Raw genomic sequence first — 24,154 nt, 5'->3', positions numbered from 1 at the left:
GGGGGAGGCCGGGGCCTCCGTTCTGGCCTCCCACGATAGGTCGTGCCGCTCAGCCCTTCTCCAGGTACTGCTCGCGCTCGGCGTCCAGCAGGGCGTCGAGGGCGGTGCGCAGTCCGGGCAGGTGCTCCAGTTCGGGGTCGGCGGCCACGACGCGGGCGGCCTCCTCCCGGGCCTCGGCGATGACCTCCTCGTCCTCGATGACGGCGAGCATGCGCAGCGAGGAGCGGACGCCGGACTGGGCCTGGCCGAGGACGTCGCCCTCGCGGCGCTGTTCCAGGTCGATGCGGGAGAGCTCGAAGCCGTCGAGGGTGGCGGCGACGGCTGCGAGCCGGGCGCGGGCGGGACTGGCCTCGTGCATCTCGCTGACCAGCAGGCACAGGCCGGGGGCGGAGCCGCGGCCGACGCGGCCGCGGAGCTGGTGGAGCTGGGAGACGCCGAAGCGGTCGGCGTCCATGATCACCATGACGGTGGAGTTGGGGACGTTCACACCGACCTCGATGACGGTGGTGGCGACGAGCACCTTGACCTCGCCGGCGGCGAAGCGGCGCATCACGTCGTCCTTGTCGGCGGGGTCCATCCGCCCGTGCAGCACTTCGACGGAGAGCCCGGCGAGGGGGCCGCGGACGAGCTGCTCGGCGATCTCCAGGACGGCCAGCGGCGGGCGCTTTTCGGCCTCGTCCTCGGCGGAGGCCTTCTTCTTGCCCTTCGGGTCGTCCTCGCCATCGCCGATGCGCGGGCAGACGACGTACGCCTGGTGGCCGTTCTCGACCTCCTCGCGGACCCGTTCCCAGGCGCGGGCGAGGAAGTGCGGCTTGTCCTTGGCGGGCACCACGTGGGTGGCGATCGGGGAGCGGCCGGCGGGCAGCTGGTCGAGGACGGAGGTCTCCAGGTCGCCGAAGACGGTCATGGCGACGGTGCGCGGGATGGGGGTGGCGGTCATGACCAGCAGGTGCGGCGGCTGCTTGCCCTTCGAGCGCAGGGCGTCGCGCTGCTCGACGCCGAAGCGGTGCTGTTCGTCGACGACGACCAGGCCGAGGTCGTGGAACTGGACCTTGTCCTCGATCAGGGCGTGGGTGCCGATGACGATCCCGGCCTCGCCGGTGACCAGGTCGAGCAGGGCCTGGCGGCGGGCGGCGGTCCCCATGGAGCCGGTGAGCAGGACCACCTTGGTGCCCAGGTCGGCCCCCCCGAGCATGCCGCCCTCGGCGAGCTCGCCCATCATCTCGGTGACGGAACGGTGGTGCTGCTGGGCGAGGACCTCGGTGGGGGCGAGCATCGCGGCCTGTCCCCCGGAGTCGACGACGGCGAGCATGGCCCGCAGCGCCACCATCGTCTTGCCCGAGCCGACCTCGCCCTGGAGGAGGCGGTGCATGGGGTGGCTGGTGGCCAGGTCGTCGAAGATCTCCCCCGAGACCTTCTGCTGGCCTTCGGTGAGGGTGAAGGGGAGCTTCGCGTCGAAGGCGTCGAGGAGGCCGCCGGGGGCCGGGCGGCGGGCGACGGCCGGGAGCTGGGAGTCGGCGTGCCTGCGGCGGGCGAGGGCGACCTGGAGGACGAAGGCCTCGTCCCACTTCAGGCGGCGGCGGGCGTCCTCGATGTCGGCCTTGGTGGCCGGGCGGTGGATCTTGAGGAGGGCGTCGGTGAGCGGGACCAGTCCGCGGCCGTCGCGCAGGGCGGGCGGGAGCGGGTCCAGGGCCTCCTGCGCCCGGGGCAGGACGGCGTCCACGCACTTGGCGATCTTCCAGGACTCCAGCTTGGCGCAGGCCGGGTAGATCGGGATCAGCTGGTTGGCGAAGGCGGTGGCGGCGTCCCGGTCGGAGGCATCGGCGCCGAGGGGTTCGTACGCCGGGTGCGCGAGCTGGAGCTTGTGGTTGAACCGGGAGACCTTGCCCGCGAACATCGCGCGGCTGCCGGGCAGCAGTTCCTTGTGCGGTTTGTGGACGCCCGCGCCGAAGAAGACCAGCTGGAGGCGGCCGCTGCCGTCGGTGATGGTGACCTCCAGCCGCTTGCCGCGGCCCCCGTTGAAGGTCAGGATCCGGGCGTCGGCGACCTGGGCGACGACCGTGACGTGCTCGTCGAGCTGGTCGGCGAGGTCCGCGAGCGAGGTCAGCTCGCCGCGCTCGGCGTACCGCCGGGGGTAGTGGTGGAGCAGGTCCAGGGCCGTGTGCAGGCCGAGCTGCTCGGCGAGCACCTTGGCGGTGGCGGGGCCGAGGGTCTTCTTGAGGTCTTCGTCGAGCGCGGGCACGTGTTCCATTGCACACCATGCCTGTGACAGGGCCGCTATTCGACTCCGATGAGCAGGGGCGCGGAGTGCCTGCCGCCGCTGTAGGTGACGGTGTCCACGGCGAGGTGCCGCTGCTGGACGTACGCCTCCAGGCGCGCGGCGAGGGTGTCGGGGGCCTCGGGGCCCAGGACGAGGGTGACCAGTTCGCCGCCGGAGCCGAGCATCCGCTCCAGGACCGCCTCGGCCGTCTCGGGCAGGCCCGCGCCGATGACGGCGACGTCGCCGTCGATGAGCCCGAGGACGTCGCCGGCCTGGCAGATGCCGGCGGAGGTGAAGGACTGCCGCTCGGCGACGGCCAGTTCCCCGTACCGGGTGGCTCCGGCGGCGGCGGTCATGGCGACGACGTCCTCGTCGAAGCCGGCCTCCGGGTCGTGCACGGCGAGGGCGGCCAGGGCCTGGACGGCGGAGCGGGTCGGGATCACCGCGACGCGCACGCCGTCGGCGCGGGCCTGCTCCGCGGCGGCGCCGGCGGCCGCGCGGATTTCGGCGCCGCCGGGCAGCAGGACCACCTCGCGGGCGTGGGCCCGGCGGATCGCGTCGAGCAGGTCGGCGACGGCCGGGGGCTCGCCCGCCCTGGCCGGGACGGTGGTCGCGCCGGCCTCCCCGCACAGTGCGGCCAGCCCCTCGCCGTGGACCACGGCCACGACGGCCCGCTGGGCGCGCGGGGCGCTCGCGCGGCGGCGTTCGTCACCGAAGTGGGTGATGCGGATCCGGTACGGCCGGCCGGCTTCCACTCCGGCCTCGACGGCCGCGCCGGGGTCGTCGACGTGCACGTGGACGTTCCACAGCCCGTCGCCGCCGACCACCACGAGGGAGTCGCCGAGCCCGTCGAGGGCGGTGCGCAGCCGGTCGACGGCCTCCTCGGCGGCCTCCAGCAGGTAGACCACCTCGTAGCCGGGCCCGCCCTCCTCCTGGGCGCAGGGCTCCGGGACGCGCTCCACGGGCTCGGCCGGCCCCTGGACCGGCTCGGGCTCGGGCTCCCGGCCGGACAGCGCCTGCCACAGCGCCCCGAGTACGGCGACCAGCCCGCAGCCCCCCGCGTCGACCACCCCGGCCTTGCCGAGGGCGGCCAGCTGCCCGGGGGTCTCGGCAAGGGCCGCGCGGGCCCCGTCGTAGGCGGCGCGGGCCACGTCGGCGGCGGTTCCCGGGGCGGCCTGCGCGGCACGGGCGGCGGCTCCGGCGACGGTGAGCATCGTCCCCTCGACGGGGTGGGCGACGGCCTGGTAGGCCTCCTCGGCGGCCCGGGTGAGGGCCTGGGCCAGCAGCGGGCCGGGGGCGTGGCCCGCGGGGGCGGCGCCGAGGACGTCGGCGATGCCGCGCAGGAGCTGGGCGAGGATCGTCCCGGAGTTGCCGCGGGCGCCTATGAGCGCGCCGTGCGCGTAAGCCCGTACGGCCTCCGGGAGGGAGGCCGTCGCGGTGGCCGGGGCTGTGCCGTCGCTCACGCCGGGAGCGGTGGGGGCGAAGGCCTCGGTCAGGGCCCGGTGGGCGGATTCGGCCGTCAGGTAGAGGTTGGTCCCGGTGTCGGCGTCGGCGACGGGGTAGACGTTGATCGCGTCGATGTCCGTGCGGGCCCGGCCCAGTGCGGCCAGGGCCAGGGAGCTCCAGGTGCGCACCGCTTCGGCGTCGAACTCGTCGGCGGGCTGCGGCTCGGGCTCGTGCGCCACCGGGCGTTCCTCCTTGTGCGGGCCAGGGTTCACCGCAGGGTAACGAAGGGCGGCCGTCCGCCCGGGACCCCGGGGCGGAGCCCGGCCCCGTCATGGTAGTTTTCTCGGACCCAAGCAGTCGTTGTATGCTGCTCAGGTTGCCCGTCGAGAGTCGGGTCATTCGTCCGGCAAGCCACTTCAGATCTCTGATTCCGGTGCGCCGGATTCCACCGTAATTGCATCTGAAGTCTTGGAGTGACCTGTGGCTGCCAACTGCGACGTTTGCGCCAAGGGGCCGAGCTTCGGCAACAACATCTCCCACTCGCACCGCCGCACCTCGCGTCGCTGGAACCCGAACATCCAGCGCGTCCGTGCCGTGGTCAATGGGACGCCGAAGCGCCTCAACGCCTGCACCTCGTGCATCAAGGCCGGCAAGGTCTCGCGCTGACGCCTCCCGTCGTCGTAGCGCAGCCCTTTCCGGTTGCCAAGAAGGCCGGTTCACCTCTGGTGGACCGGCCTTTTGCCTTGTCCGGGGCCCCGGAGGGGCAGCCCTCGACGGTCAAGGGCTGCTCCTGACGGGTTCAGCGCCACTGCCAGGCGTGGTCCACCGGGCCGATCCCGCCGCCGAGCGCGAAGCCCGCGGCGATGGCACCGGTGACGTACTCCTTGGCCGCCGTGACGGCCTCCGGGACGGACAGCCCCTTGGCCAGGCCCGCCGCCACGGCGCTGGCGAGGGTGCAGCCGGTGCCGTGGGTGTGCCGGTTGTCGTGGCGGGGCGCCCGCAGCCACCGCTCCTCGGAGCCGTCGGTGAGCAGGTCCACGGCCTCCCCGCCGTGGGCGGCGAGGTGGCCGCCCTTGATCAGCGCCCAGCGGGGCCCGAAGCCGAGGACCGCGGCGGCGGCCCGCCGCATGCCGTCCTCGTCCTCGACGGCCAGACCGGTCAGCTGCGCCACCTCGTCGAGGTTGGGCGTCGCCACCGTGGCCCGGGGCAGCAGCTCCCCGCGTACGGCGTCCAGCGCGGAGGCCGCGAGCAGCGGGTCCCCGTGCTTGGAGACCCCCACGGGATCCACCACCACCGGGGCGTTGGTGCCGGCCAGCAGTTCCGCGACGGTCTCCACGAGGACGGCGGAGGAGAGCATCCCGGTCTTGACCGCCTGGACCCCGATGTCGTCCACGACGGCCCGGTACTGGGCCGTGACGGCCTCGGCGGGCAGCTCCCAGGCCCCCCGCACCCCGAGGGAGTTCTGGGCGGTCACGGCGGTGACCACGCTCATGCCGTGCACCCCGAGCGCCAGCATCGTCTTGAGGTCGGCCTGGATGCCCGCACCGCCGCCGGAGTCGGATCCGGCGACGGTCAGGCACAGCGGCGGGGCCCCGCCGGCCCGGCTCACGGGGTCTCGCCCTCGGCCGGGTCGGCCCCGAAGTGGTCCCAGCCGCCGGTGCTGGTCCAGGGGGCGCCGTCCACGGTCACCTGGGGCAGCGCGGAGCGGTGCTGGACCTCCCCGATGACCTTCCAGCGGGCCGGGAGCTTCACGTCGGGCGGGAAGGTCGCCACGATGGCGTGGTCCTCTCCCCCGGTCAGCACCCACTGGAGCGGGTCCACGCCGACGGCCTGGCCGATGTCGTGCATCTGGGTCGGGATGTCCACGGCCCCCGAGCGCAGGTCGATCCGTACGTGGCTGGCCTCGGCGATGTGCCCGAGGTCGGCGATCAGGCCGTCGCTGACGTCGGTCATGGCGGTGGCGCCGAGTCCGGCGGCCGCCGGGCCCGCGTGGTACGGCGGCTCGGGGCGCCGGTGCGCCTCGACGAAGGCCCGCGGGGAGCGGAAGCCGCGCGAGAGCACCGCGTAGCCGGCGGCGGACCAGCCGAGCCAGCCCGTGACGGCCACCACGTCGCCGGGCTGGGCGCCGGAGCGCAGCACGGGCTCGTGGTTGCGCAGGTCGCCGAGGGCGGTGATGGAGACGGTGATGGTGTCCCCGCGGACGACGTCGCCGCCGACCACGGCCGCGCCGGCGACCTGGCACTCGTCGCGGATGCCGTCCATGAGCTCGGTGGGCCAGGTGACCGGCAGCTCCGCCGGGACCACCAGGCCGAGCAGGAGGGCGGTCGGCACGGCGCCCATGGCGGCGATGTCGGCCAGGTTCTGCGCGGCGGCCTTGCGGCCGACGTCGTAGGCGGTGGACCAGTCGCGCCGGAAGTGCCTGCCCTCCAGCAGGATGTCCGTGCTGGCCACGACCCGCCGGTCGGGGGCCGACACGACCGCGGCGTCGTCGCCCGGTCCGAGCCGGACCGCCGGGGTGGTGGTGAGCCGTGAGGTGAGCTCCCTGATGAGCCCGAATTCCCCCAGCTCGCCCACAGTGCCCTTCATCGCTGTGCCCCTTCTTGGCAAGTCCGCTTGCGGTCGCGAGCCGTCACAGCTCTGGGTACCGTCAACAGATACGTCAACTTCTGGTCTGCGTACGCCCCGCTGTGCGTGGCGCCTGGTCTGCGGGTCTCCCCGTGGCACCCGGCGACGCGGTACCGTGGCGTCCCTTCTTCCCCCGGCCCTTCCGATTCTGTCGGGCCCACCCGAAGGTTAGGGGAAATGATCCTCGTGGCCGCCCTGGAGGTTCCGTGGTACAGGCGTACATCCTCATCCAGACCGAGGTGGGCAAGGCGTCGGTCGTCGCCGAGTCCATCGGGAACATCCCGGGGGTGATCCAGGCCGAGGACGTGACGGGGCCGTACGACGTCATCGTGCGCGCCCAGGCCGACACCGTCGACGATCTCGGCCGCATGGTGGTCGCCAAGGTGCAGCAGGTGGAGGGGATCACCCGCACCCTGACCTGCCCCGTGGTCCATCTGTAGCCCCCGTCTACTCTTGGCCGGTGATGTCTTCGCACCGTCGGCCCCTGCGTGTACTGGCCCTGCCCGTCCTGTCGGCGGGCCTGGCCCTGGCGGGCTGTGCCCCCGGGACCTCCGAGGCCCGGGTGACTCCGCCGCCCGCGCCGCCCGCCGACGTCGCGGGGCTCTGTGCCGCGCTGCACAAGGACCTCCCGGCGACGGTGTCCGGGCTGGACCGGACCGCCACCGAACCGGAGTCGGACCTGACCGCCGCGTGGGGCGGTTCGGCGATCGTACTGCGGTGCGGCATCCCCAAGCCCGCCAAGATGGCCGATCCGAAGGCGGACGGAGTGGAGGTGAACGGCGTCGGCTGGCTGGTGGAACGGCCGGCCGACGGCGGTCTGAAGTTCACCACCGGGTCGCGCCTGGCCTACACGGAGGTCTGGATCGACAAGGAGCATGCCACGGACGCGGGCATGCTCGTGGGTCTGTCCGCCGCGGTGGCCAAGGCCGTGCCGGCCGGGATCTCCTCCTACTGACCCGCCCCCACCCGCGCACACCGCCGCCCGCCAGGGTTCCTCCTGGCGGGCGGTCGGCTGTACGGGACCCCGGGGCTCCCCCGGACGGAAGCCCGGTGGAGGCGTCTAGCGCAGGCCGGTGGAGCGGCGCAGGGCGGCCTGGATCAGGCGGTCCACCAGCTCCGGGTACTCGATGCCCGACTCCTGCCACATGCGCGGGTACATCGAGATCGGCGTGAACCCGGGCAGGGTGTTGATCTCGTTGATGACGAAGGTGCCGTCCTCGGTGAGGAAGAAGTCGGCGCGGACCAGTCCCTCGCAGGACGCGGCCTCGAAGGCCTCGACCGCGAGCCGCTGCACCTCGGCGGTCTGCTCCGGGGTGAGCGGGGCGGGCACCAGGCCGGCGGCGGAGTCGATGTACTTCGCCTCGAAGTCGTAGAAGTCGTGGCTGGAGACCGGCGGGATCTCCGCGGGCACGCTCGCGCGCGGCCCGTCCTCGAACTCCAGGACGCCGCACTCGATCTCGCGGCCGCGCAGCAGGGCCTCCACGATAACCTTGGGGTCGTGGTGGCGGGCCTCGCGGATGGCGGCGTCGAGCCCGGAGGCGTCGTCGACCTTGGTGATGCCGATGGAGGAGCCGGCGCGGGCGGGCTTCACGAACAGCGGCCAGCCGTGCTCGGCGGCGAAGTCCAGGACCTTGGCCCTGGCGGCGTCCTGGTCGGCCTCCCACTCACGGGGGCGGATGGTCACGTACGGGCCGACGTTCAGCCCGAAGGAGGTGAACACCCGCTTCATGTAGTCCTTGTCCTGGCCGACGGCCGAGGCGAGGACGCCGCAGCCGACGTACGGGATCCCGGAGAGCTCCAGGAGGCCCTGGAGGGTGCCGTCCTCGCCGTAGGGGCCGTGCAGCACGGGGAAGACGACGTCGACCTCACCCAGTGCCTTGGGGACGGATCCCGGCTCGGTGTAGACGACCTCGCGGCTGGCGGGGTCCACGGGCAGCACGACGGTGCCGTCCGGGGACTCCGCCAGCGACGCCACGTCGGGGAGCCGGCGGTCGGCGATGGCCATGCGCTCGGGTGCGTCGGCGGTCAGGGCCCACCGGCCGTCCGTGGTGATGCCGATGGGCAGCACCTCGTACTTGGAGCGGTCGATGGAGCGCAGCACGGCGCCCGCGGTGACGACCGAGATGGCGTGTTCCGAGCTGCGGCCGCCGAAGACGACGGCCACGCGGGGCTTGCGGCCCTGCTGCTCAGGGGTCTGGGGGAGGTTCTCGCTGCTCATATCGCCACGAGGGTACCCGCTCAAGCGTCCGGAAAGGTGTCAGTGTCGTTCCGGTTTGGCGCTGCGGCCCATGAGTTCCTTCAGCGCGACCAGCGTGGGCTTGCCGTGGTGGACGATGTCGACGACCGTGTCGGTGATCGGCATGTCCACTCCGTGGCGGCGGGCCAGATCCGCCACGGACTGGCAGGACTTGACCCCCTCGGCGGTCTGCTTGGTGACCGCGATGGTCTCCTCCAGGGTCATCCCGCGGCCCAGGTTCGTGCCGAACGTGTGGTTGCGGGAGAGCGGCGAGGAGCAGGTGGCGACGAGGTCGCCGAGGCCCGCGAGGCCGGAGAAGGTGAGCGGGTCGGCGCCCATCGCCAGGCCCAGACGGGTGGCTTCGGCCAGGCCCCGGGTGATGAGCGAGCCCTTGGTGTTGTCGCCCAGGCCCATGCCGTCGGCGATGCCGACGGCGAGGCCGATGACGTTCTTGACGGCGCCGCCGAGCTCGCAGCCGATGACGTCGGTGCTGGTGTACGGCCGGAAGTACGGGGTGTGGCAGGCGGCCTGGAGCCGCTGGGCCACGGCCTCGTCCACGCAGGCGACGACGGAGGCGGCGGGCTGGCGGGCGACGATCTCGCGGGCCAGGTTGGGGCCGGTGACCACGGCGACGCGCTCGGCGGGGACCTTGGCCACCTCCTCGATGACCTCGCTCATCCGCTTGGCGGTGCCGAGTTCGATGCCCTTCATCAGGGAGACGAGGACGGTGTCGGGCTCCAGCAGGGGGGCCCAGGCGGCGAGGTTGCCGCGCAGGGTCTGGGAGGGCACGGACAGCACCGTGAAGTCCGCGCCGCGGGCGGCCTCGGCCGGGTCGGTGGTCGCCCGCAGGTTCGCGGGGAGCTCCACGCCGGGGAAGTAGTCCGGGTTGGTGCGGCCGGTGTTGATGGCGTCGGCGACCTCCGGGCGGCGGGCCCACAGGGTGACCTCGCAGCCCGCGTCGGCCAGCACCATGCCGAAGGCGGTACCCCAGGAGCCCGCGGAGAAGACGGCTGCCTTGACGGGACGCGTCACTTGGAACCCTCCCCCGCGGCCTTGCGCCGCTGCTGCGCGCGGGCCTTGCGGTGGTCGTACGGCTGGTCGGGGGCCTTCTCGCCGCGCAGCTCCTCCAGGAGCCGGGTGATGTCGGCCATGATCGCCTCGGTGGCCCCCTTGAGGACCTCCGGCGTCGGTTCCTTGCCGTAGAAGGCCGAGAGGTCCACGGGCGGGCCCGCGAGGACCTGGAGGGTCTTGCGGGGGAACAGGCGGACCTTGTTCTCCTTGGCGTACGGCGGCATCACGAGGTTGGCGCCCCACTGGGCCACCGGAATGACGGGAGCCTGGGTGATCAGCGCCACGCGGGCGACACCGCTCTTGCCGGCCATCGGCCACATCTCCGGGTCGCGGGTGAGGGTGCCCTCGGGGTAGAACGCGACGCATTCGCCGCGCTCGACTGCGGCCACGGCGGCCCGGAACGCGTCCAGGGCGTTGGTGGTCTCGCGGTAGACGGGGATCTGTCCCGATCCGCGGAGGATCGCGCCGACGAAAGGCACTTTGAAGAGCCCGGCCTTGGCGAGCAGCCGGGGCACCCGGCCGGTGTTGTACTGGAAGTGCGCGTAGGACAGCGGGTCCAGATACGAGTTGTGATTGACGGCGGTGATGAATCCGCCGTCGGCCGGAATGTGCTCCATTCCCCGCCAGTCCCGCTTGAAGAGCACTACCAGCGGCGGTTTTGCGATGACCGCCGCCAGGCGGTACCAGAAGCCGATTCTGCGGCGGGACACTCGGAGCACCTTCCTCTAGGACCGGGGCGTGGGGCACCTCCCAGCGGTGGCTGGGGGAGCTCGGCACCTCGTGGGCCGGACAAGTGTCGCCCCGGGTCCGGTCTCTGTCGAGAACACCGTACGCCCCGCCCGGACCGGCGGGCCCCCCTGCTGCCGGTCTGAGGCGACAATGGGCCGACTGATGACCGGGCCGTGACCCGTCCTTGGCCGGGACGGGTGCGGCCGCGCACCGGAGCGAAGGAGTCCGCCACGAACGCCGTCTGGAGCCTGGTGGTCCCGCTGAAACCCCTGGCGCTGGCCAAGAGCCGGCTGGCGGCCGCCGTGGGGGCTTCCCGTCCGGGGCTGGCCCTGGCCTTCGCGCAGGACACGGTGGCGGGGGCGCTGGCCTGTGCTTCGGTCGCGGATGTGGTGGTCGTCACGGACGACGCGGTGGCCGGGGCGGAACTGGCCCGGCTCGGGGCGCGGATCCTGCCGGACGCTCCGGGCGCGGGGCTCAACGCCGCGCTGGACCACGGAGCGCGGGCCGTGCGCGCGGGGCGGCCGGGGGCGCGGCTGGCCGCGATGAACGCGGACCTGCCCGCGCTGCGCCCGCCGGAATTGCTACGTGTGCTCGATATCGCCTCCGCATTTCCCCGGGCATTTCTGGCGGATGCGGCGGGAATCGGGACGACGCTCCTTTCCGCCGGCCCGGACGTGGAATTGGCACCCGCGTTCGGCGGCCCGTCCCGGGCCCGGCATTCCGCTTCGGGGGCGGTGGAAATATCCCTGGCCGACGTCGAGAGCGTGCGCCGGGACGTGGACACGGGACCGGACCTGCGCAGGGCCCTCTCCCTCGGCGTGGGCCGGCACACGGCCCGATACAGTGCGCTTATGCAGGCGACCGCGTACACGTACGACTCCCAGACCCGCAGCGGCAGCGTGCTGCTGGACGACGGCACCCCGGTGCCCTTCGGGGCCGAGGCCTTCGACGCCGGCGGCCTGCTGATGCTGCGTCCCGGGCAGCGGGTGCGCATCGAGACGGACGGCGAGGGCGCCGGCCTGCGGATCACCCTGGTCACCCTGCAGACGTTCTAGCCCCTGTAGGCCCGCGGGGGTCCGCGACCCCTGTGACCAGCGGAGGAACGCACCGCGGGCCGGCTTCCCCCGGGGGGAAGCCGGCCCGGCGTGTGTGACTCGTGCCCCTACTTCTTGCGGGCGGTGGTCTTCTTCGCGGTGGCCTTGCGCGTCGCCGTCTTCTTGGCGGGCGCCTTCGTCGCGGTGGCCTTCTTGGCCGCCGGGGCGGTCTTCTTCGCGGTGGCGGTGGTCTTCTTCGCCGCCGCCGTGGCCTTCTTCGCCGGGGTCGCCTTCTTGGCCGTGGCCGTGGCCTTCTTCGCGACCGTGGTCTTCGCGGCCGTCTTCTTGACGGTCGTGGCGGCCTTCTTCGCCGTCGTCTTCTTGGCGGCGGCCTTGGTGGCCGTGGTCTTCGCGGCGGCCTTCTTGGCCGTGGTGGCCTTCTTGGCGGCGGCCTTCTTGACCGTGGCCGAGGCACCGCCGGTCAGGCTGCCCTTCGGGGCCTTCTTGACGGCCACCTCGTCGCCCTTGGGGAGCTTCTTGGTGCCGCTGACCAGGTCCTTGAAGCCCTGACCCGCACGGAAGCGGGGAACGGACGTCTTCTTGACCCGGACGCGCTCACCCGTCTGCGGGTTGCGGGCGTAGCGGGCCGGGCGGTCGACCTTCTCGAACGAGCCGAAGCCCGTGACCGAGACCCGGTCGCCCGCGACGACCGCGCGGACCATCGCGTCCAGTACCGCGTCGACCGCGTCGGCGGCCTGCTGGCGGCCGCCCAGCTTGTCGGCAATCGCTTCTACGAGCTGCGCCTTGTTCACGTCTTCCCCTTCGGAGACCTCGCCAGAACGAATGTGTTCAAGCTTATTTCGCACGTTAGGCGGATATATACCGCAAATCAAACACGAAACGGGCTAATCACCCTAGTGCCGCAACGATGTGAGCCGTTACGGAGTTCCTTCGCATCAGTCGCCTTCAGGGAATCGACCCTCGTCGAGGTCCTTCATCAACCTGTCCAGGCGCCTTGCCGCGTCGGCGAGATCGTGCTTCGCCGCGGCAGTGACGACCAACAGCTTCCGGGACAGCGCCATCCTTACGCCCTCCGGGACTTGCAGTGCGCGCACCCTTGTGTGTGCTTCTTTCAACCGGTCCGCGACGAGTTCGTAGAGCTCGAGTTGACTGTCGCGTTCCATGCACAGATTGTGCCATCTGGGGCGAGTTGTCGCCTCACGGGGCCTCAACATACGGCTGTGCCCCCCGCCGGAAGGCGGGGGGCACAGTGTTGCCGATGTGATCACCCGAGGGTGAATAAGCGCTGATCAGGCAGGAATCAGACGCGAATCGTGCGCGGCTTGAAGGCGGGTCGGGTGCTTTCGTACGCGGCGATGTCGGCTTCGTTCTGAAGGGTGAGCGAGATGTCGTCCAGTCCTTCCAGCAGCCGCCAGCGCGCGTTGTCGTCGAGTTCGAACTCCGCCTCGACGCCCTCGGCTCGGACCTTGCGGTCGACCAGGTCGACGGTGATCTCGGCGGTCGGGTCGGCCTCGGTGAGCTCCCACAGCCGGTCGACGGTCTCCTGCGGCAGGACGACGGTCAGCAGACCGTTCTTCAGCGAGTTGCCGCGGAAGATGTCGGCGAAGCGGGAGGAGATGACCGCCTTGAACCCGAAGTTCTGCAGGGCCCAGACGGCGTGCTCGCGCGAGGAGCCGGTGCCGAAGTCGGGGCCGGCGACCAGGACCGTCGCACCGGCGCGCTCGGGCCGGTTGGTGACGAACTCCGGGTCTTTGCGCCAGGCCTCGAAGAGCCCGTCCTCGAACCCGTCACGGGTGATCTTCTTCAGCCAGTGGGCCGGGATGATCTGGTCGGTGTCGACATTGCTGCGGCGCAGCGGGACGGCGCGGCCGGTGTGGGTGGTGAAGGCTTCCATGGCTCAGACTCCGGCGGTGGCGTTGGCGTCGGACAGGTCGGCGGGCGAGGCCAGATGGCCCAGCACGGCGGTGGCGGCGGCCACCTGCGGGGAGACCAGGTGGGTGCGCCCGCCCTTGCCCTGCCGGCCCTCGAAGTTGCGGTTGGAGGTGGACGCGGAACGCTCACCCGGGGCCAGTTGGTCGGGGTTCATGCCCAGGCACATGGAGCAGCCCGCGTGCCGCCATTCGGCGCCGGCGTCCTTGAAGACCTTGTCCAGGCCCTCCTCGACGGCCTGGAGGGCGACCCGGACCGAGCCCGGGACGACCAGCATCCGTACGCCGTCGGCGACTTTGCGGCCCCCGATGATGTCGGCGACGGCGCGCAGGTCCTCGATGCGGCCGTTGGTGCAGGAACCTACGAAGACGGTGTCGACCTTGATGTCGCGCAGCGGCTGTCCGGCCGTCAACCCCATGTACTCCAGGGCCTTTTCGGCGGCCAGGCGCTCCGAAGCGTCCTCGTACGAAGCCGGGTCGGGGACGTTGGCGGACAGCGGCGCGCCCTGGCCGGGGTTGGTGCCCCAGGTGACGAACGGGGAGAGCGCGGAGCCGTCGATGACGACCTCGGCGTCGAAGACGGCGTCCTCGTCGGTGCGCAGGGTCTTCCAGTAGGCGACCGCCGCGTCCCAGTCCTCGCCCTTCGGGGCGTGGTCGCGGCCCTGGAGGTAGTCGAAGGTGGTCTGGTCGGGGGCGATCATGCCCGCGCGGGCGCCGGCCTCGATCGACATGTTGCAGATGGTCATGCGGGCTTCCATCGAGAGCTTCTCGACGGCCTCGCCGCGGTACTCCAGGATGTAGCCCTGGCCGCCGCCGGTGCCGATCTTGGCGATGATCGCCAGGATCAGGTCCTTGGCGGTGACGCCCTCGGCCAGCTCGCCGGTGACGGTGATGGCCATCGTCTTCGGGCGGGCCAGCGGCAGCGTCTGGGTGGCCAGCACGTGCTCGACCTGGCTGGTGCCGATGCCGAAGGCCAGCGCGCCGAAGGCGCCGTGCGTGGAGGTGTGGGAGTCGCCGCAGACCACGGTGGTACCGGGCTGCGTCAGGCCCAGCTGCGGCCCCACGACGTGCACGACGCCCTGCTCGACGTCGCCCAGCGAGTGCAGGCGCACACCGAACTCGGCGCAGTTCTTGCGCAGCGTCTCCAGCTGGGCCCGGGAGACCGGGTCCGCGATCGGCTTGTCGATGTCGAGGGTGGGGGTGTTGTGGTCCTCGGTCGCGATGGTGAGGTCCAGGCGCCGGACCTTGCGGCCGGCCTGGCGCAGCCCCTCGAAGGCCTGGGGGCTGGTCACCTCGTGCAGCAGGTGGAGATCAATGAAGAGGAGATCGGGCTCGCCCTCGGCGCGCCGGACGACATGGTCGTCCCAGACCTTCTCCGCGAGTGTCCTACCCATCGCTCTTTCCCTCCGGCTCACCGTCCCGGACCCAGTGGTTCGTGGACCCGTACATACAGACTCGCTGGTTCTTGGAAAATTTGAACTTGCGTTTCACAGTGTGAGACGTGAATATCGTTTCATGGACAACTCTAGCGGCGTCGGCGTTCTCGACAAGGCAGCTCTGGTATTGAGCGCACTGGAGTCCGGTCCGGCCACCCTCGCCGGGCTGGTCGCGGCGACAGGGCTCGCACGACCCACGGCACACCGCCTTGCCGTGGCACTGGAACACCACCGGATGGTGGCGAGGGACATGCAGGGCCGGTTCATCCTCGGCCCGCGGCTGGCAGAGCTTGCCGCCGCGGCCGGCGAGGACCGCCTGCTGGCCACGGCGGGACCGGTGCTCACGCACCTCCGTGACGTGACGGGCGAGAGCGCGCAGCTCTACCGGCGTCAGGGCGACATGCGCATCTGCGTGGCGGCCGCCGAGCGGCTGTCGGGCCTGCGGGACACGGTCCCGGTGGGCTCCACGCTCCCGATGAAGGCGGGGTCGGCGGCGCAGATCCTGATGGCCTGGGAGGAGCCCGAGCGGCTTCACCGGGGCCTGCAGGGCGCGCGCTTCACGGCGACGGCCCTGTCCGGCGTACGGCGCCGCGGCTGGGCGCAGTCGATCGGCGAGCGGGAGCCCGGCGTGGCGTCCGTCTCGGCGCCGGTGCGCGGCCCCTCGAACCGCGTGGTGGCCTCCGTGTCGGTCTCCGGCCCGATCGAGCGCCTGACCCGCCACCCGGGGCGCATGCACGCCCAGGCCGTCATCGACGCGGCCGCCCGCCTGACGGAGGCCCTGCGCCGCTCCGGCTGACCTCCCCGGTCGCAGACCTCTTCCACCACGACCCCCGGGCCCGGGGGCGCGTACGACGCCGCACACGTCCGAACTCGCGCCCCCGGGCCCGCACTTGTCCACGGCCGGACAGGGCCCGGAAACAGCGAAAAGGCCCTCCGCGATGATCGCGGAGGGCCTTTCCTGATGTACCCCCGACCGGATTCGAACCGGCGCTACCGCCTTGAGAGGGCGGCGTGCTAGGCCGCTACACAACGGGGGCTAGCTTTACTGCGGTACTGCGCTGGGCTACCAGGACTCGAACCTAGAATAAGGGAACCAGAAACCCTCGTGTTGCCAATTACACTATAGCCCAATGGTCTAGACCAGCCAGACCTTGGTACCCCCGACCGGATTCGAACCGGCGCTACCGCCTTGAGAGGGCGGCGTGCTAGGCCGCTACACAACGGGGGCCCTAGCGATCCTGCATCAAGACCTCCGGGAGCGACCCTGGAGATCCTGCGGGAAGGATCTGTACCCCCGACCGGATTCGAACCGGCGCTACCGCCTTGAGAGGGCGGCGTGCTAGGCCGCTACACAACGGGGGCAAAGCACTGCGTTACTGCTGCACTGCGCTGGGCTACCAGGACTCGAACCTAGAATAAGGGAACCAGAAACCCTCGTGTTGCCAATTACACTATAGCCCACCGAACTTCAAGACCCTGGGGGCCTTTCGTTTGGTTAGCGCCTCCGGTTCCCGGCCTCTCGGCCCGTCTCCCCGGCGCAGAAAGAACATTACCGGATGCCTGACCGTGCTCCAAAACGGGTATCACCGGCCAGCAGCCCGGGGAGCTGTTCGAGCCCCTCGATCCGGTGTACGCCGCCGGGGCCGGGCCCCCGGCCCCCGTCCCGGTCGAGCCAGAAGGCGGTCAGTCCCGCGTCGCGCGCGCCCCGCGCGTCGATCTCCGGCTGGTCCCCCACGTACGCCACCTCGGCCGGGGGCAGCCCGAGGGCGTCGCAGGCGGCGAGGAAGGCGGCGGTGTCGGGCTTGCTGACCCCCAGCTCGGCGGCGCACACCAGCACCTCGAAGCGTTCGCGCAGACCGAGGTGGCGCAGCTTGTGGTCCTGGTTGGCCTCGGAGGAGTTGGAGAGCACCCCGTGCCGGTAGCTCCCGGCGAGGGCGTCCAGGGCGGGCAGGACGTCGGGGAAGAGGGCCCAGGCGGCTTGGTAGTGCCCGAGGTAGCGCTCGAACCAGGCGTCGGCCTCGTCGGCGGTCAGGGCGGGCTCCTCCAGGAACTCCCGTACCCGCTCCTGGCGCTGGCCGAGGAAGGTGACCTCGCCGGCGGCGAAGCGGGCCCAGTGCAGTTCGGTGGCCTTCCGCCACAGGGCCAGGGCCTCGGCCGGGGTCCCGTAGCGCTCGCCGAGCCCTTCGTCGCGCAGGTGCCGCGCCAGACCGGCCGCATCGGCCCCCGTGTAGTCGAAGAGCGTGTCGTCTATGTCCCACAGCACGGCGCGGATCGGCATACCGGCGAGCCTACGCCCGGGCGGGCGCGCGCGGGGGCGGTACGCGGAACCCGGCCGGGCGGTGGGCCGCGCCACACCGCCGTCGGAGGGGTGTGAGCACTCTCACCGCCCGGGAACGCCGGAGGGGCGGCAGCCGGATCGGCTGCCGCCCCTCCGGGAGGGCGCGGGTCAGGCGGCGAGCTTCGCCAGGGCCGCGTCGATGCGCGCGATCGAGCGCTCCTTGCCCAGGATCTCCAGGGACTCGAAGAGCGGCAGGCCGACGGTGCGGCCGGTGACCGCCACGCGGACCGGCGCCTGGGCCTTGCCGAGCTTGAGGCCGTGGGCCTCGCCGGCGGTCAGGACGGCCTGCTTGAGGGACTCCGGGTCCGACCAGTCGGCGGCGAGCAGGTTCTCCCGGGCCGTGGTCAGCAGGGCCGCGGGCTCGCCCTTCATGGCCTTGTCCCAGGACGCCTGGTCCTCGACGGGCTCCTTGCGGAAGAGGAAGTCCACGTTCGCGGTGATGTCCGAGAGGACCGTCACACGGGTCTGGGCGTGCGGGGCGATCCGCTCCCAGGCGTCGGCGTCGAAGTCCTCGGGCGCCCAGTTGGCGTGCGGGGCCTCCAGCCACGGGGCGCAGGCGTCCGCGAAGGCCTTCGGGGTCAGCCGGCGGATGTGGTCGGCGTTGATCGCCTCGGCCTTCTTCAGGTCGAAGCGGGCCGGGTTGGCGTTGACGCCGTCGATGTCGAACTTCGCCACCATCTCCTCGATCGAGAAGACGTCCTGGTCCTTGGAGAAGGACCAGCCGAGGAGCGAGAGGTAGTTCAGCAGGCCCTCGGGGAGGAAGCCGCGCTCGCGGTAGAGGTTGAGCGAGGACTCGGGGTCGCGCTTGGAGAGCTTCTTGTTGCCCTCGCCCATCACGTACGGCAGGTGGCCGAACTGCGGGGTGCCCTTGGCGACGCCCAGCTCGATCAGCGCCTTGTAGAGGGCGATCTGGCGGGGGGTGGAGGAGAGCAGGTCCTCGCCGCGCAGGACGTGCGTGATCTCCATCAGCGCGTCGTCGACCGGGTTGACCAGCGTGTACAGCGGGGCGCCGTTCGCGCGGACGATGCCGAAGTCCGGCACGTTCTCCGGGGTGAAGGAGAGCTCGCCGCGGACCAGGTCCGTGAAGGTGATGGTCTCGTCGGGCATCCGGAAGCGGACGATCGAGGTGCGGCCCTCGGCCTCGTACGCGGCGACCTGCTCGGCGGTCAGCTCGCGGCAGTGGCCGTCGTAGCCGGAGGGCCTGCCGGCGGCGCGGGCGGCGTCGCGGCGGGTGTCGAGCTCCTCGGTGGTGCAGTAGCAGGAGTAGGCGTAGCCGCCGTCCTGGAGCTTCTGCGCGACGTCCTTGTAGATGTCCATGCGCTCGGACTGCCGGTACGGGGCGTGCGGGCCGCCGACCTCGGGGCCCTCGTCCCAGGTGAAGCCGAGCCAGCGCAGGGAGTCGAGCAGCTGGACGTAGGACTCCTCGGAGTCGCGGGCCGCGTCCGTGTCCTCGATGCGGAAGACGAACGTACCGCCGTGGTGGCGGGCGAACGCCCAGTTGAAGAGGGCGGTGCGGACCAGGCCCACGTGGGGGTTGCCGGTCGGGGAGGGACAGAAACGTACGCGGACGTTCGCGTTAGCCACGCTTGATCACCTTGTTGGTGAGAGTGCCGATGCCTTCGATGGTGACGGCGACCTCGTCGCCGACGTTGAGGGGGCCGACTCCGGCCGGGGTCCCCGTGAGGATGACGTCGCCCGGGAGCAGGGTCATGGCCTCGCTGATGTGCACGACCAGGTCCTCGACGGAGCGGACCATGTCGCTGGTACGGCCGAGCTGGCGCTGTTCGCCGTTGACGGTGCACTGGACCGCCAGGTCGGAGGGGTCCAGGTCGGTCTCGATCCAGGGGCCGAGGGGGCAGGCGCTGTCGAAGCCCTTGGCGCGGGCCCACTGCTTCTCGCGCTGCTGGACGTCGCGGGCGGTGACGTCGTTGGCGCAGGTGTAGCCGAGGATCACGTCCTTGACGCGCTCCTTCGGGACCTCCCGGCACATGCGGCCGATGACCACGGCGAGCTCCGCCTCGTGGTGGACCTCCTGGGAGAAGGAGGGGTAGACGATCGGGTCGCCGGAGCCGACCACCGAGGTGGAGGGCTTGAAGAAGGTGATGGGTGCCTCGGGGAGCTCGTTGCCGAGCTCCGCCGCGTGCTCCGCGTAGTTGCGGCCCACGGCCACGACCTTGTTCGGGAGCACGGGCGGCAGCAGCCGGACCTTGCTCAGCGGGACCTTCGTGCCGGAGAGCTCGAAGTCCGCGAACGGGATGCCCTTGATGATGTCGAGGACGAGCTCGCCTTCGGCGCCGGGGGCAGTGCTGCCCTCGACCGCGCCGAACGCGACGTTGCCGTCGATCGAGAACCTGGCGATGCGCACCTGCTGCGTCTGCCCCTCTTGTGTTTCCGCTGGCTGGAGTCTGCGGACTCCAGGCTAACGCGGTGGGGGCCGGCGCTTCGCGCTCCTTTGTTACTGCGCGGCGGCGACCGGGGCGTCCATGAGGACGGTGCGGCGCGGGTTCGCGGTCTGGGCGGGCAGCTCGACGCGGTGCTCCGGGGTGGCCGGGGCCGCCTGCAGGTCCTCGGCGTCCTTGAGGTGCGCGAGGGTGGTGCGGCGGGGGTTGGCTATGTTGCGGATCATCGACGTCGTCTTCATCGGAGTTTCGGGCCCTCGGCTCGCTGGTGGGGTGTGGGTCGACTGCTGCGCCGGATGTGGCGCCAACCCTTTAACAGGCAAGGCTAAACATCCGAATCCCCGAGTGAACCGGTTGGTAATAGCCACAGCCGTGTGAGTTTGCTCACCAGCGAGCGGGCAATATGGACATAACTGACAGTCAACCGACGCTCACGAAACGGACATTGCGCCACTGAATGCGCCATTCCGCTCCTGATCATCTCGACTGGGACACCTTGCCGGACGCGAGCTTTGATTGGCGTAAGTCCGATTGATCCGCATTGGACTTCCACGTCCCGTAGCCCGGCTGTCACAAGCCGTGACCGGCTCGCCGGGGCGACACGCGCACCTTGTTGGAGATCCCCCACTGTGCTGGAATTCGCGAGACCGCCGCGGGTATCAGCCGGCGCGCAGGTGGCGCAAGAGAGCGCCGAGCGCGGTGGCATCGACAGGGAGACGCGCCGGTCACCGACGACCACCATGGGGCCGTCAGTGCCCCACGACTCGACACCGTTCCGCCGCTCATCCGGCGGGGCGCCTGGTCCAGAGGTTGCGACGCTAGTGCAGGGACGATTCAAGAGGGATGGCAAGGGGTCTCCCCAGGCCCTTCAGGGCCGAGGGGAAGCTGCGGCGGAGCAGGAACCGCCCGGCGGGACCGACCGTGGCGCCTCGCCCCAGCACGCCCCGGGCCGCGGCCCGGCACTCGAAGGGGCGGGGCCCGGCTCCTCCCCCTCGGGCAAGGCCAAGGGCCGCGGGAAGTCCGGAAAGGCCCCCAAGGCCCCGAAGGCCGCGCGCTCCAAGGGCAAGGCCAAGGCCGAGACCGTCGAGCAGGACGAGGCGATACCCAAGGCCCCCAGCTCGGGCTCCCGCCTCGCGATGCAGAACTGGCGCATCAGCACGCGACTGGTGTCGCTGCTGACCCTGCCCGTCGTCGCGGCCACCACCCTCGGTGGCTTCCGCATCAACGACTCGCTCAACGACATCGCCCAGCTGGAGCACATGCAGCTGCTGACGACGATGACCCGGCAGGCCACCAACCTGGCCGCCATGCTCCAGGAGGAGCGGGACAAGTCGGCCGGTCCGATGTCGATCACCAAGGACGGCAAGGCCAACAGCCTCGTCCAGGGTGTGCGCGACCAGACCGACGCCGCCGCCAAGGCCTTCGCCGCCGCGACCGACAAGGTCGACAGCGCGGAGGACAAGGACGAGACCCTCAAGTCGATCCGCAACAACATCCTGCAGATCGGCCGCCAGCTCACCGGCATCGAGGACATCCGCAAAAAGGCGTACATGAACGGCGCCCAGCAGACGGTCACCGAGTACAACGCGCTGATCGTCTCGCTGCTCTCGCTGTCGCAGGACATGGCCCAGGCCACCTCCAACCCGGAGATGATCAAGCGCACCCGCGCCCTGGCCGCCTTCTCCTCCGCCAAGGAGTACGCCTCCATCCAGCGCGCCGTCATCGCCGCCTCCCTCCTGGAGAGCAGCGACAAGCCCGGCAAGCTGGACGAGAACGACCGCCTCTACGGCCTCTCCGCGCTCCGCGGCGAGAGCCAGGCGAAGAAGACCTTCGAACTCGTCTACCAGGGCAAGCCCGAGGAACTCCTCGCGGCGCTCGGCGACGGCAACACCGAGATCGGCAGCGCCGACCACTACGCCCGCCGCGTACTGAGCACCCAGGGACAGTTCCTCAAGGAGAAGAACCGGTCCTGGATGGACTGGTACGACGCGGACGACACCAAGCTCCAGGCCATGAAGGTCATCGAGCTGACCCTGCTCGAGGACATGGAGCAGAAGGCCCGCGAGCTCAAGAACGAGTCGCAGCAGGACGCCATCATCAACGGTGCCCTGATCCTCCTCGTCCTCGGTGTCTCCCTCGTCGGCGCCTTCGTCATGGCCCGGTCCATGATCCGCTCGCTGCGCCGCCTCCAGGACACCGCGACGCGCGTCGCCCAGGACCGTCTGCCCGAGCTCGTCAAGCAGCTCTCGGAGTCGGACCCGCAGGAGGTCGACACCTCCGTGGAGTCGGTCGGCCTGCACACCCGCGACGAGATCGGCCAGGTGGCCGCGGCCTTCGACGACGTGCACCGCGAGGCCGTCCGCCTCGCCGCCGAGCAGGCCCTCCTCCGGGGCAACGTCAACGCGATGTTCACCAACCTCTCGCGCCGCTCCCAGGGCCTCATCCAGCGTCAGCTGTCGCTCATCTCCGAACTGGAGTCGCGCGAGGCCGACCCGGACCAGCTCTCCTCGCTCTTCAAGCTCGACCACCTCGCCACCCGAATGCGGCGTAACGGTGAGAACCTCCTCGTCCTCGCGGGTGAGGAGCCGGGCCGCCGGTGGACCCGCCCCGTCCCGCTCGTCGACGTGCTCCGCGCCGCCGCGTCCGAGGTGGAGCAGTACGAGCGCATCGAGCTGGCGGCGGTGCCCGGCACCGATGTCGCCGGCCGCGTCGTCAACGACCTCGTGCACCTCCTCGCCGAGCTGCTGGAGAACGCCACCTCGTTCTCCTCCCCGCAGACCAAGGTCAAGGTCACCGGTCACGCGCTGCCCGACGGCCGCGTGCTCGTCGAGATCCACGACACCGGTATCGGCCTGTCCCCCGAGGACCTCGCCGCGATCAACGAGCGGCTCGCGTCGCCGCCGACCGTGGACGTCTCCGTCTCCCGCCGCATGGGCCTGTTCGTGGTCGGCCGCCTGTCCCTGCGACACGGCATCCGCATCCAGCTGCGCCCGTCCGACTCGGGCGGTACGACCGCGCTCGTCATGCTCCCGGTGGACGTCGCCCAGGGCGGCAAGAAGCCGGGTCCGGCGGCGGGCCAGGGCGGCCAGGCCGGTGCCCCGGGCGGCCAGGGTGCCCCCGGCGCCCAGGGTCAGGTCCCCGGCACCGGTGCGCGTCCCCCCGTGGGTGCGGGCCAGCAGCGCGGCCAGGTCGGCGGCGGGCAGCGTCCCGCGCTGCCCGGCCAGGGCGGCCCCGCCGGCGCTCCGCAGCAGCGGCCGCAGGGCCAGGGTCCCCGTCCGCAGGGCGGCCCCGCCGCTCCGACGGGGCAGGGCCAGGGCGGCTTCGGCGGTGGTGCTCCGCAGCCCGGCCGCGGCCAGGGCGGCCCCGCCGGTGCTCCGGCCGGCCGGGACAACAACCTCTTCAGCGGTCCGCAGGCCCGTCCCGCGGGCGTGCCCCAGGCCTCCGGCCCGGGTGTCTTCCCGCCCCAGGGCAGCGGCTTCGAGCGTCCGCAGCCGCCCCAGGGCGGTCCGGGCTCCGGCCCGCAGCCCGGGCAGGCCCCGCAGCAGCAGGGCGGCCCCGGTGCCCCCGTCAAGCGCCGGCGTCCGCAGCTTCCGCCGCAGGGCGGCGCCGCGGGGCGGCCGGAGCTCCCGAGCCCGGGCGGTCCGGCCGCCGGGATGCCCCAGGGCACCAGCTGGGGTGCCGGGCAGGCCGGGCAGGAGGCCCCGCGCGGCCACGACGAGCTGTCGGGCCCCGGTTCGACGGCGGAGTTCGCCCGCCCCGCCCTGGACCAGATGCCGGGCAACGCCCCGTACCCGCCGGCCGGCAACTCCACGACCGGCCAGTTCGAGCGCCCCGACGTACGCCGTCCCCAGGACCCGTCCACGACGGGCCAGTTCGAGCGCCCCGGCCTGCGCGGTCCCCAGGACCCGTCCGCCACCGGGCAGTTCGAGCGCCCGCAGCCGGGCGGCTCCCTCGACCCCTCCTCCACGGGCCAGTTCGCCCGCCCGGGCGGCCCCGGTGTCGGCGGGTACGCGGACCAGCAGGGCCAGGGCCGGCAGCCCGGCGGCTACGCTCCCGCGCCGATGCCGGCGCCGCGTCCCGAGGCCCCGCAGCTCCCGCAGGCGTACCAGCCGGAGGCGCTGCCCCCGGCCCCGGCCCAGTCCGGTGGTGACCTGCGCAGTCCGATCTTCGATACGCTGGAGTCGAACTGGTCCGGCCAGAACGGCGGTCCGTCCGCCGGTCAGGCGCCGGCCGTCCCGCAGCAGCCCCAGCAGCAGCCGCTGCCGCAGCGGGGACAGGAGCTCGCGGCCGAGCCCGCCACGGCGGTCACCGGCAGCACGCCGACGGTCAGCTGGCGGACCTCCCCCAACGACGAGCTGATGCGCCAGGCCGAACGCGTGCGCCAGCCCGCGGCCGGCGGGATCACCACTTCGGGGCTCCCCCGTCGGGTGCCGCGGGCCAACCTCGTCGCCGGTACCGCACAGCAGCAGGCCGAGGCCCCGGCCGGGCCGCAGGTGTCGCGCGCCCCGGACGACGTGCGCGGCCGTCTCACCAACCTCCGACGCGGTATCCAGCAGGGACGGCAGGCCGGCGGCTCCGGCCCCGCGACCGGCAGTTACCACATCGACCCCACCTACCAGCAGGAGCGATAG

Annotated in this window: 20 protein-coding genes, 5 tRNA genes and 1 pseudogene; 6 read left to right on the top strand and 20 right to left on the bottom strand. The window is 72.0% G+C overall.

What is annotated here, in order from left to right; genetic code table 11:
- Nucleotides 1-49: 49 nt before the first annotated feature.
- Nucleotides 50-2,251 carry an ATP-dependent DNA helicase RecG gene (recG, locus tag BX286_RS26130; protein WP_079429962.1) on the bottom strand — a complete coding sequence of 734 codons (2,202 nt, stop codon included), beginning with the start codon at nucleotides 2,249-2,251 and terminating at the stop codon, nucleotides 50-52.
- Between the two features lie 26 nt (nucleotides 2,252-2,277).
- On the bottom strand, nucleotides 2,278-3,945 hold the full coding sequence (locus BX286_RS26125) for a DAK2 domain-containing protein (RefSeq protein WP_100862797.1): 1,668 nt from the start codon (nucleotides 3,943-3,945) through the stop codon (nucleotides 2,278-2,280).
- 241 nt (nucleotides 3,946-4,186) lie between these two features.
- Between BX286_RS26125 and rpmB the strand changes: the two genes are divergently transcribed.
- Nucleotides 4,187-4,372, top strand: coding sequence for a 50S ribosomal protein L28 (gene rpmB / locus BX286_RS26120; RefSeq protein ID WP_007266795.1), 186 nt, complete (start codon nucleotides 4,187-4,189; stop codon nucleotides 4,370-4,372).
- Between the two features lie 133 nt (nucleotides 4,373-4,505).
- Here rpmB and thiD read toward each other — a convergent pair whose 3' ends face one another.
- Both thiD and BX286_RS26110 read right to left on the bottom strand, forming a co-directional pair.
- Nucleotides 4,506-5,315: a bifunctional hydroxymethylpyrimidine kinase/phosphomethylpyrimidine kinase gene (gene thiD / locus BX286_RS26115; protein ID WP_121016448.1), complete on the bottom strand. Its 810-nt coding sequence runs from the start codon at nucleotides 5,313-5,315 to the stop codon at nucleotides 4,506-4,508.
- Nucleotides 5,312-6,292, bottom strand: a complete 981-nt coding sequence (locus BX286_RS26110; RefSeq protein ID WP_121016446.1) for a thiamine-phosphate kinase — start codon at nucleotides 6,290-6,292, stop codon at nucleotides 5,312-5,314. Before BX286_RS26110 ends, thiD begins: the two co-directional genes overlap by 4 nt.
- A 245-nt stretch (nucleotides 6,293-6,537) precedes the next feature.
- Between BX286_RS26110 and BX286_RS26105 the strand changes: the two genes are divergently transcribed.
- On the top strand, nucleotides 6,538-6,771 hold the full coding sequence (locus tag BX286_RS26105; RefSeq protein ID WP_079429958.1) for an Lrp/AsnC family transcriptional regulator: 234 nt from the start codon (nucleotides 6,538-6,540) through the stop codon (nucleotides 6,769-6,771).
- Nucleotides 6,772-6,794: 23 nt separating this feature from the next.
- The gene (locus tag BX286_RS26100; protein WP_079429957.1) at nucleotides 6,795-7,286 is read left to right on the top strand and encodes a DUF3515 domain-containing protein; all 492 of its coding nucleotides are present in this window, start codon (nucleotides 6,795-6,797) and stop codon (nucleotides 7,284-7,286) included.
- Between the two features lie 105 nt (nucleotides 7,287-7,391).
- Here the strand turns inward: BX286_RS26100 and BX286_RS26095 are convergent, their stop codons facing one another.
- From BX286_RS26095 to BX286_RS26085, 3 genes are read right to left on the bottom strand one after another with little or no spacing between them, the layout of a single operon-like run.
- Nucleotides 7,392-8,549 (bottom strand): D-alanine--D-alanine ligase family protein, encoded by a 1,158-nt coding sequence (locus BX286_RS26095; protein WP_079429956.1) that lies wholly within the window; start codon nucleotides 8,547-8,549, stop codon nucleotides 7,392-7,394.
- A gap of 39 nt (nucleotides 8,550-8,588) precedes the next feature.
- A complete protein-coding gene (locus tag BX286_RS26090) occupies nucleotides 8,589-9,599 on the bottom strand; it encodes an NAD(P)H-dependent glycerol-3-phosphate dehydrogenase (RefSeq protein ID WP_079429955.1) in 1,011 nt (336 codons plus the stop codon).
- On the bottom strand, nucleotides 9,596-10,348 hold the full coding sequence (locus tag BX286_RS26085; protein WP_079429954.1) for a 1-acyl-sn-glycerol-3-phosphate acyltransferase: 753 nt from the start codon (nucleotides 10,346-10,348) through the stop codon (nucleotides 9,596-9,598). Before BX286_RS26085 ends, BX286_RS26090 begins: the two co-directional genes overlap by 4 nt.
- Nucleotides 10,349-10,564: 216 nt before the next feature.
- On the opposite strand from BX286_RS26085, the pseudogene cofC reads away from it, so the two are divergent.
- Nucleotides 10,565-11,215 (top strand): annotated as a pseudogene (gene cofC, locus BX286_RS26080) (2-phospho-L-lactate guanylyltransferase); the annotation flags it as partial.
- Between the two features lie 314 nt (nucleotides 11,216-11,529).
- On the opposite strand, the gene BX286_RS26075 reads toward cofC, so the two are convergent.
- The 4 genes from BX286_RS26075 to leuC form a co-directional block, all read right to left on the bottom strand.
- Nucleotides 11,530-12,213 carry an HU family DNA-binding protein gene (locus tag BX286_RS26075; RefSeq protein ID WP_079429952.1) on the bottom strand — a complete coding sequence of 228 codons (684 nt, stop codon included), beginning with the start codon at nucleotides 12,211-12,213 and terminating at the stop codon, nucleotides 11,530-11,532.
- A 144-nt stretch (nucleotides 12,214-12,357) separates the two neighbouring features.
- On the bottom strand, nucleotides 12,358-12,585 hold the full coding sequence (locus tag BX286_RS26070) for a hypothetical protein (protein WP_079429951.1): 228 nt from the start codon (nucleotides 12,583-12,585) through the stop codon (nucleotides 12,358-12,360).
- 137 nt (nucleotides 12,586-12,722) lie between these two features.
- Nucleotides 12,723-13,316 carry a 3-isopropylmalate dehydratase small subunit gene (gene leuD / locus BX286_RS26065; RefSeq protein ID WP_100862801.1) on the bottom strand — a complete coding sequence of 198 codons (594 nt, stop codon included), beginning with the start codon at nucleotides 13,314-13,316 and terminating at the stop codon, nucleotides 12,723-12,725.
- Between the two features lie 3 nt (nucleotides 13,317-13,319).
- Nucleotides 13,320-14,744: a 3-isopropylmalate dehydratase large subunit gene (gene leuC, locus BX286_RS26060; protein WP_121016444.1), complete on the bottom strand. Its 1,425-nt coding sequence runs from the start codon at nucleotides 14,742-14,744 to the stop codon at nucleotides 13,320-13,322.
- Nucleotides 14,745-14,865: 121 nt separating this feature from the next.
- Here leuC and ndgR point away from each other — a divergent pair, with 121 nt between their 5' ends.
- Nucleotides 14,866-15,582 (top strand): IclR family transcriptional regulator NdgR, encoded by a 717-nt coding sequence (ndgR, locus tag BX286_RS26055; protein ID WP_007266782.1) that lies wholly within the window; start codon nucleotides 14,866-14,868, stop codon nucleotides 15,580-15,582.
- A gap of 168 nt (nucleotides 15,583-15,750) precedes the next feature.
- Here the strand turns inward: ndgR and BX286_RS26050 are convergent.
- The 9 genes from BX286_RS26050 to BX286_RS26010 all read right to left on the bottom strand — a co-directional run bounded on the left by BX286_RS26050 (nucleotide 15,751) and on the right by BX286_RS26010 (nucleotide 19,765).
- Nucleotides 15,751-15,823, bottom strand: a tRNA-Glu gene (locus BX286_RS26050).
- 21 nt (nucleotides 15,824-15,844) lie between these two features.
- Nucleotides 15,845-15,916 (bottom strand) — tRNA-Gln (locus tag BX286_RS26045).
- 22 nt (nucleotides 15,917-15,938) lie between these two features.
- Nucleotides 15,939-16,014: transfer RNA gene (locus BX286_RS26040), tRNA-Glu, on the bottom strand.
- A 61-nt stretch (nucleotides 16,015-16,075) separates the two neighbouring features.
- A tRNA-Glu gene (locus tag BX286_RS26035) sits at nucleotides 16,076-16,148 on the bottom strand.
- A gap of 27 nt (nucleotides 16,149-16,175) precedes the next feature.
- Nucleotides 16,176-16,247: transfer RNA gene (locus tag BX286_RS26030), tRNA-Gln, on the bottom strand.
- A gap of 88 nt (nucleotides 16,248-16,335) precedes the next feature.
- Nucleotides 16,336-17,064: an HAD family hydrolase gene (locus BX286_RS26025; protein ID WP_079429949.1), complete on the bottom strand. Its 729-nt coding sequence runs from the start codon at nucleotides 17,062-17,064 to the stop codon at nucleotides 16,336-16,338.
- A gap of 168 nt (nucleotides 17,065-17,232) precedes the next feature.
- Nucleotides 17,233-18,708 (bottom strand): glutamate--tRNA ligase, encoded by a 1,476-nt coding sequence (gene gltX / locus BX286_RS26020; RefSeq protein WP_079429948.1) that lies wholly within the window; start codon nucleotides 18,706-18,708, stop codon nucleotides 17,233-17,235.
- On the bottom strand, nucleotides 18,701-19,489 hold the full coding sequence (locus tag BX286_RS26015) for a fumarylacetoacetate hydrolase family protein (protein WP_079429947.1): 789 nt from the start codon (nucleotides 19,487-19,489) through the stop codon (nucleotides 18,701-18,703). The genes gltX and BX286_RS26015 overlap by 8 nt, the downstream gene beginning before the upstream one ends.
- 90 nt (nucleotides 19,490-19,579) lie before the next feature.
- Nucleotides 19,580-19,765 carry a hypothetical protein gene (locus BX286_RS26010; RefSeq protein WP_079429946.1) on the bottom strand — a complete coding sequence of 62 codons (186 nt, stop codon included), beginning with the start codon at nucleotides 19,763-19,765 and terminating at the stop codon, nucleotides 19,580-19,582.
- 579 nt (nucleotides 19,766-20,344) lie between these two features.
- On the opposite strand from BX286_RS26010, the gene BX286_RS26005 reads away from it, so the two are divergent.
- Nucleotides 20,345-24,154: a nitrate- and nitrite sensing domain-containing protein gene (locus tag BX286_RS26005; protein WP_237293125.1), complete on the top strand. Its 3,810-nt coding sequence runs from the start codon at nucleotides 20,345-20,347 to the stop codon at nucleotides 24,152-24,154.

The organism is Streptomyces sp. 3211.6, from assembly GCF_003634815.1.
In the GTDB taxonomy this organism is placed as follows: Bacteria; Actinomycetota; Actinomycetes; order Streptomycetales; family Streptomycetaceae; genus Streptomyces; species Streptomyces katrae_A.
This window is presented reverse-complemented; position numbering and strand designations above follow the sequence as displayed.

Bases quoted from the DNA above. Each gene is read 5' to 3' on its own strand.
- recG (WP_079429962.1), bottom strand. From the start codon at position 2,251: ATGGAACACGTGCCCGCGCTCGACGAAGACCTCAAGAAGACCCTCGGC.
- BX286_RS26110 (WP_121016446.1), bottom strand. From the start codon at position 6,292: ATGAAGGGCACTGTGGGCGAGCTGGGGGAATTCGGGCTCATCAGGGAG.
- BX286_RS26100 (WP_079429957.1), top strand. From the start codon at position 6,795: ATGTCTTCGCACCGTCGGCCCCTGCGTGTACTGGCCCTGCCCGTCCTG.
- BX286_RS26095 (WP_079429956.1), bottom strand. From the start codon at position 8,549: ATGAGCAGCGAGAACCTCCCCCAGACCCCTGAGCAGCAGGGCCGCAAG.
- BX286_RS26070 (WP_079429951.1), bottom strand. From the start codon at position 12,585: ATGGAACGCGACAGTCAACTCGAGCTCTACGAACTCGTCGCGGACCGG.
- leuD (WP_100862801.1), bottom strand. From the start codon at position 13,316: ATGGAAGCCTTCACCACCCACACCGGCCGCGCCGTCCCGCTGCGCCGC.
- leuC (WP_121016444.1), bottom strand. From the start codon at position 14,744: ATGGGTAGGACACTCGCGGAGAAGGTCTGGGACGACCATGTCGTCCGG.
- ndgR (WP_007266782.1), top strand. From the start codon at position 14,866: ATGGACAACTCTAGCGGCGTCGGCGTTCTCGACAAGGCAGCTCTGGTA.
- BX286_RS26025 (WP_079429949.1), bottom strand. From the start codon at position 17,064: ATGCCGATCCGCGCCGTGCTGTGGGACATAGACGACACGCTCTTCGAC.
- BX286_RS26010 (WP_079429946.1), bottom strand. From the start codon at position 19,765: ATGAAGACGACGTCGATGATCCGCAACATAGCCAACCCCCGCCGCACC.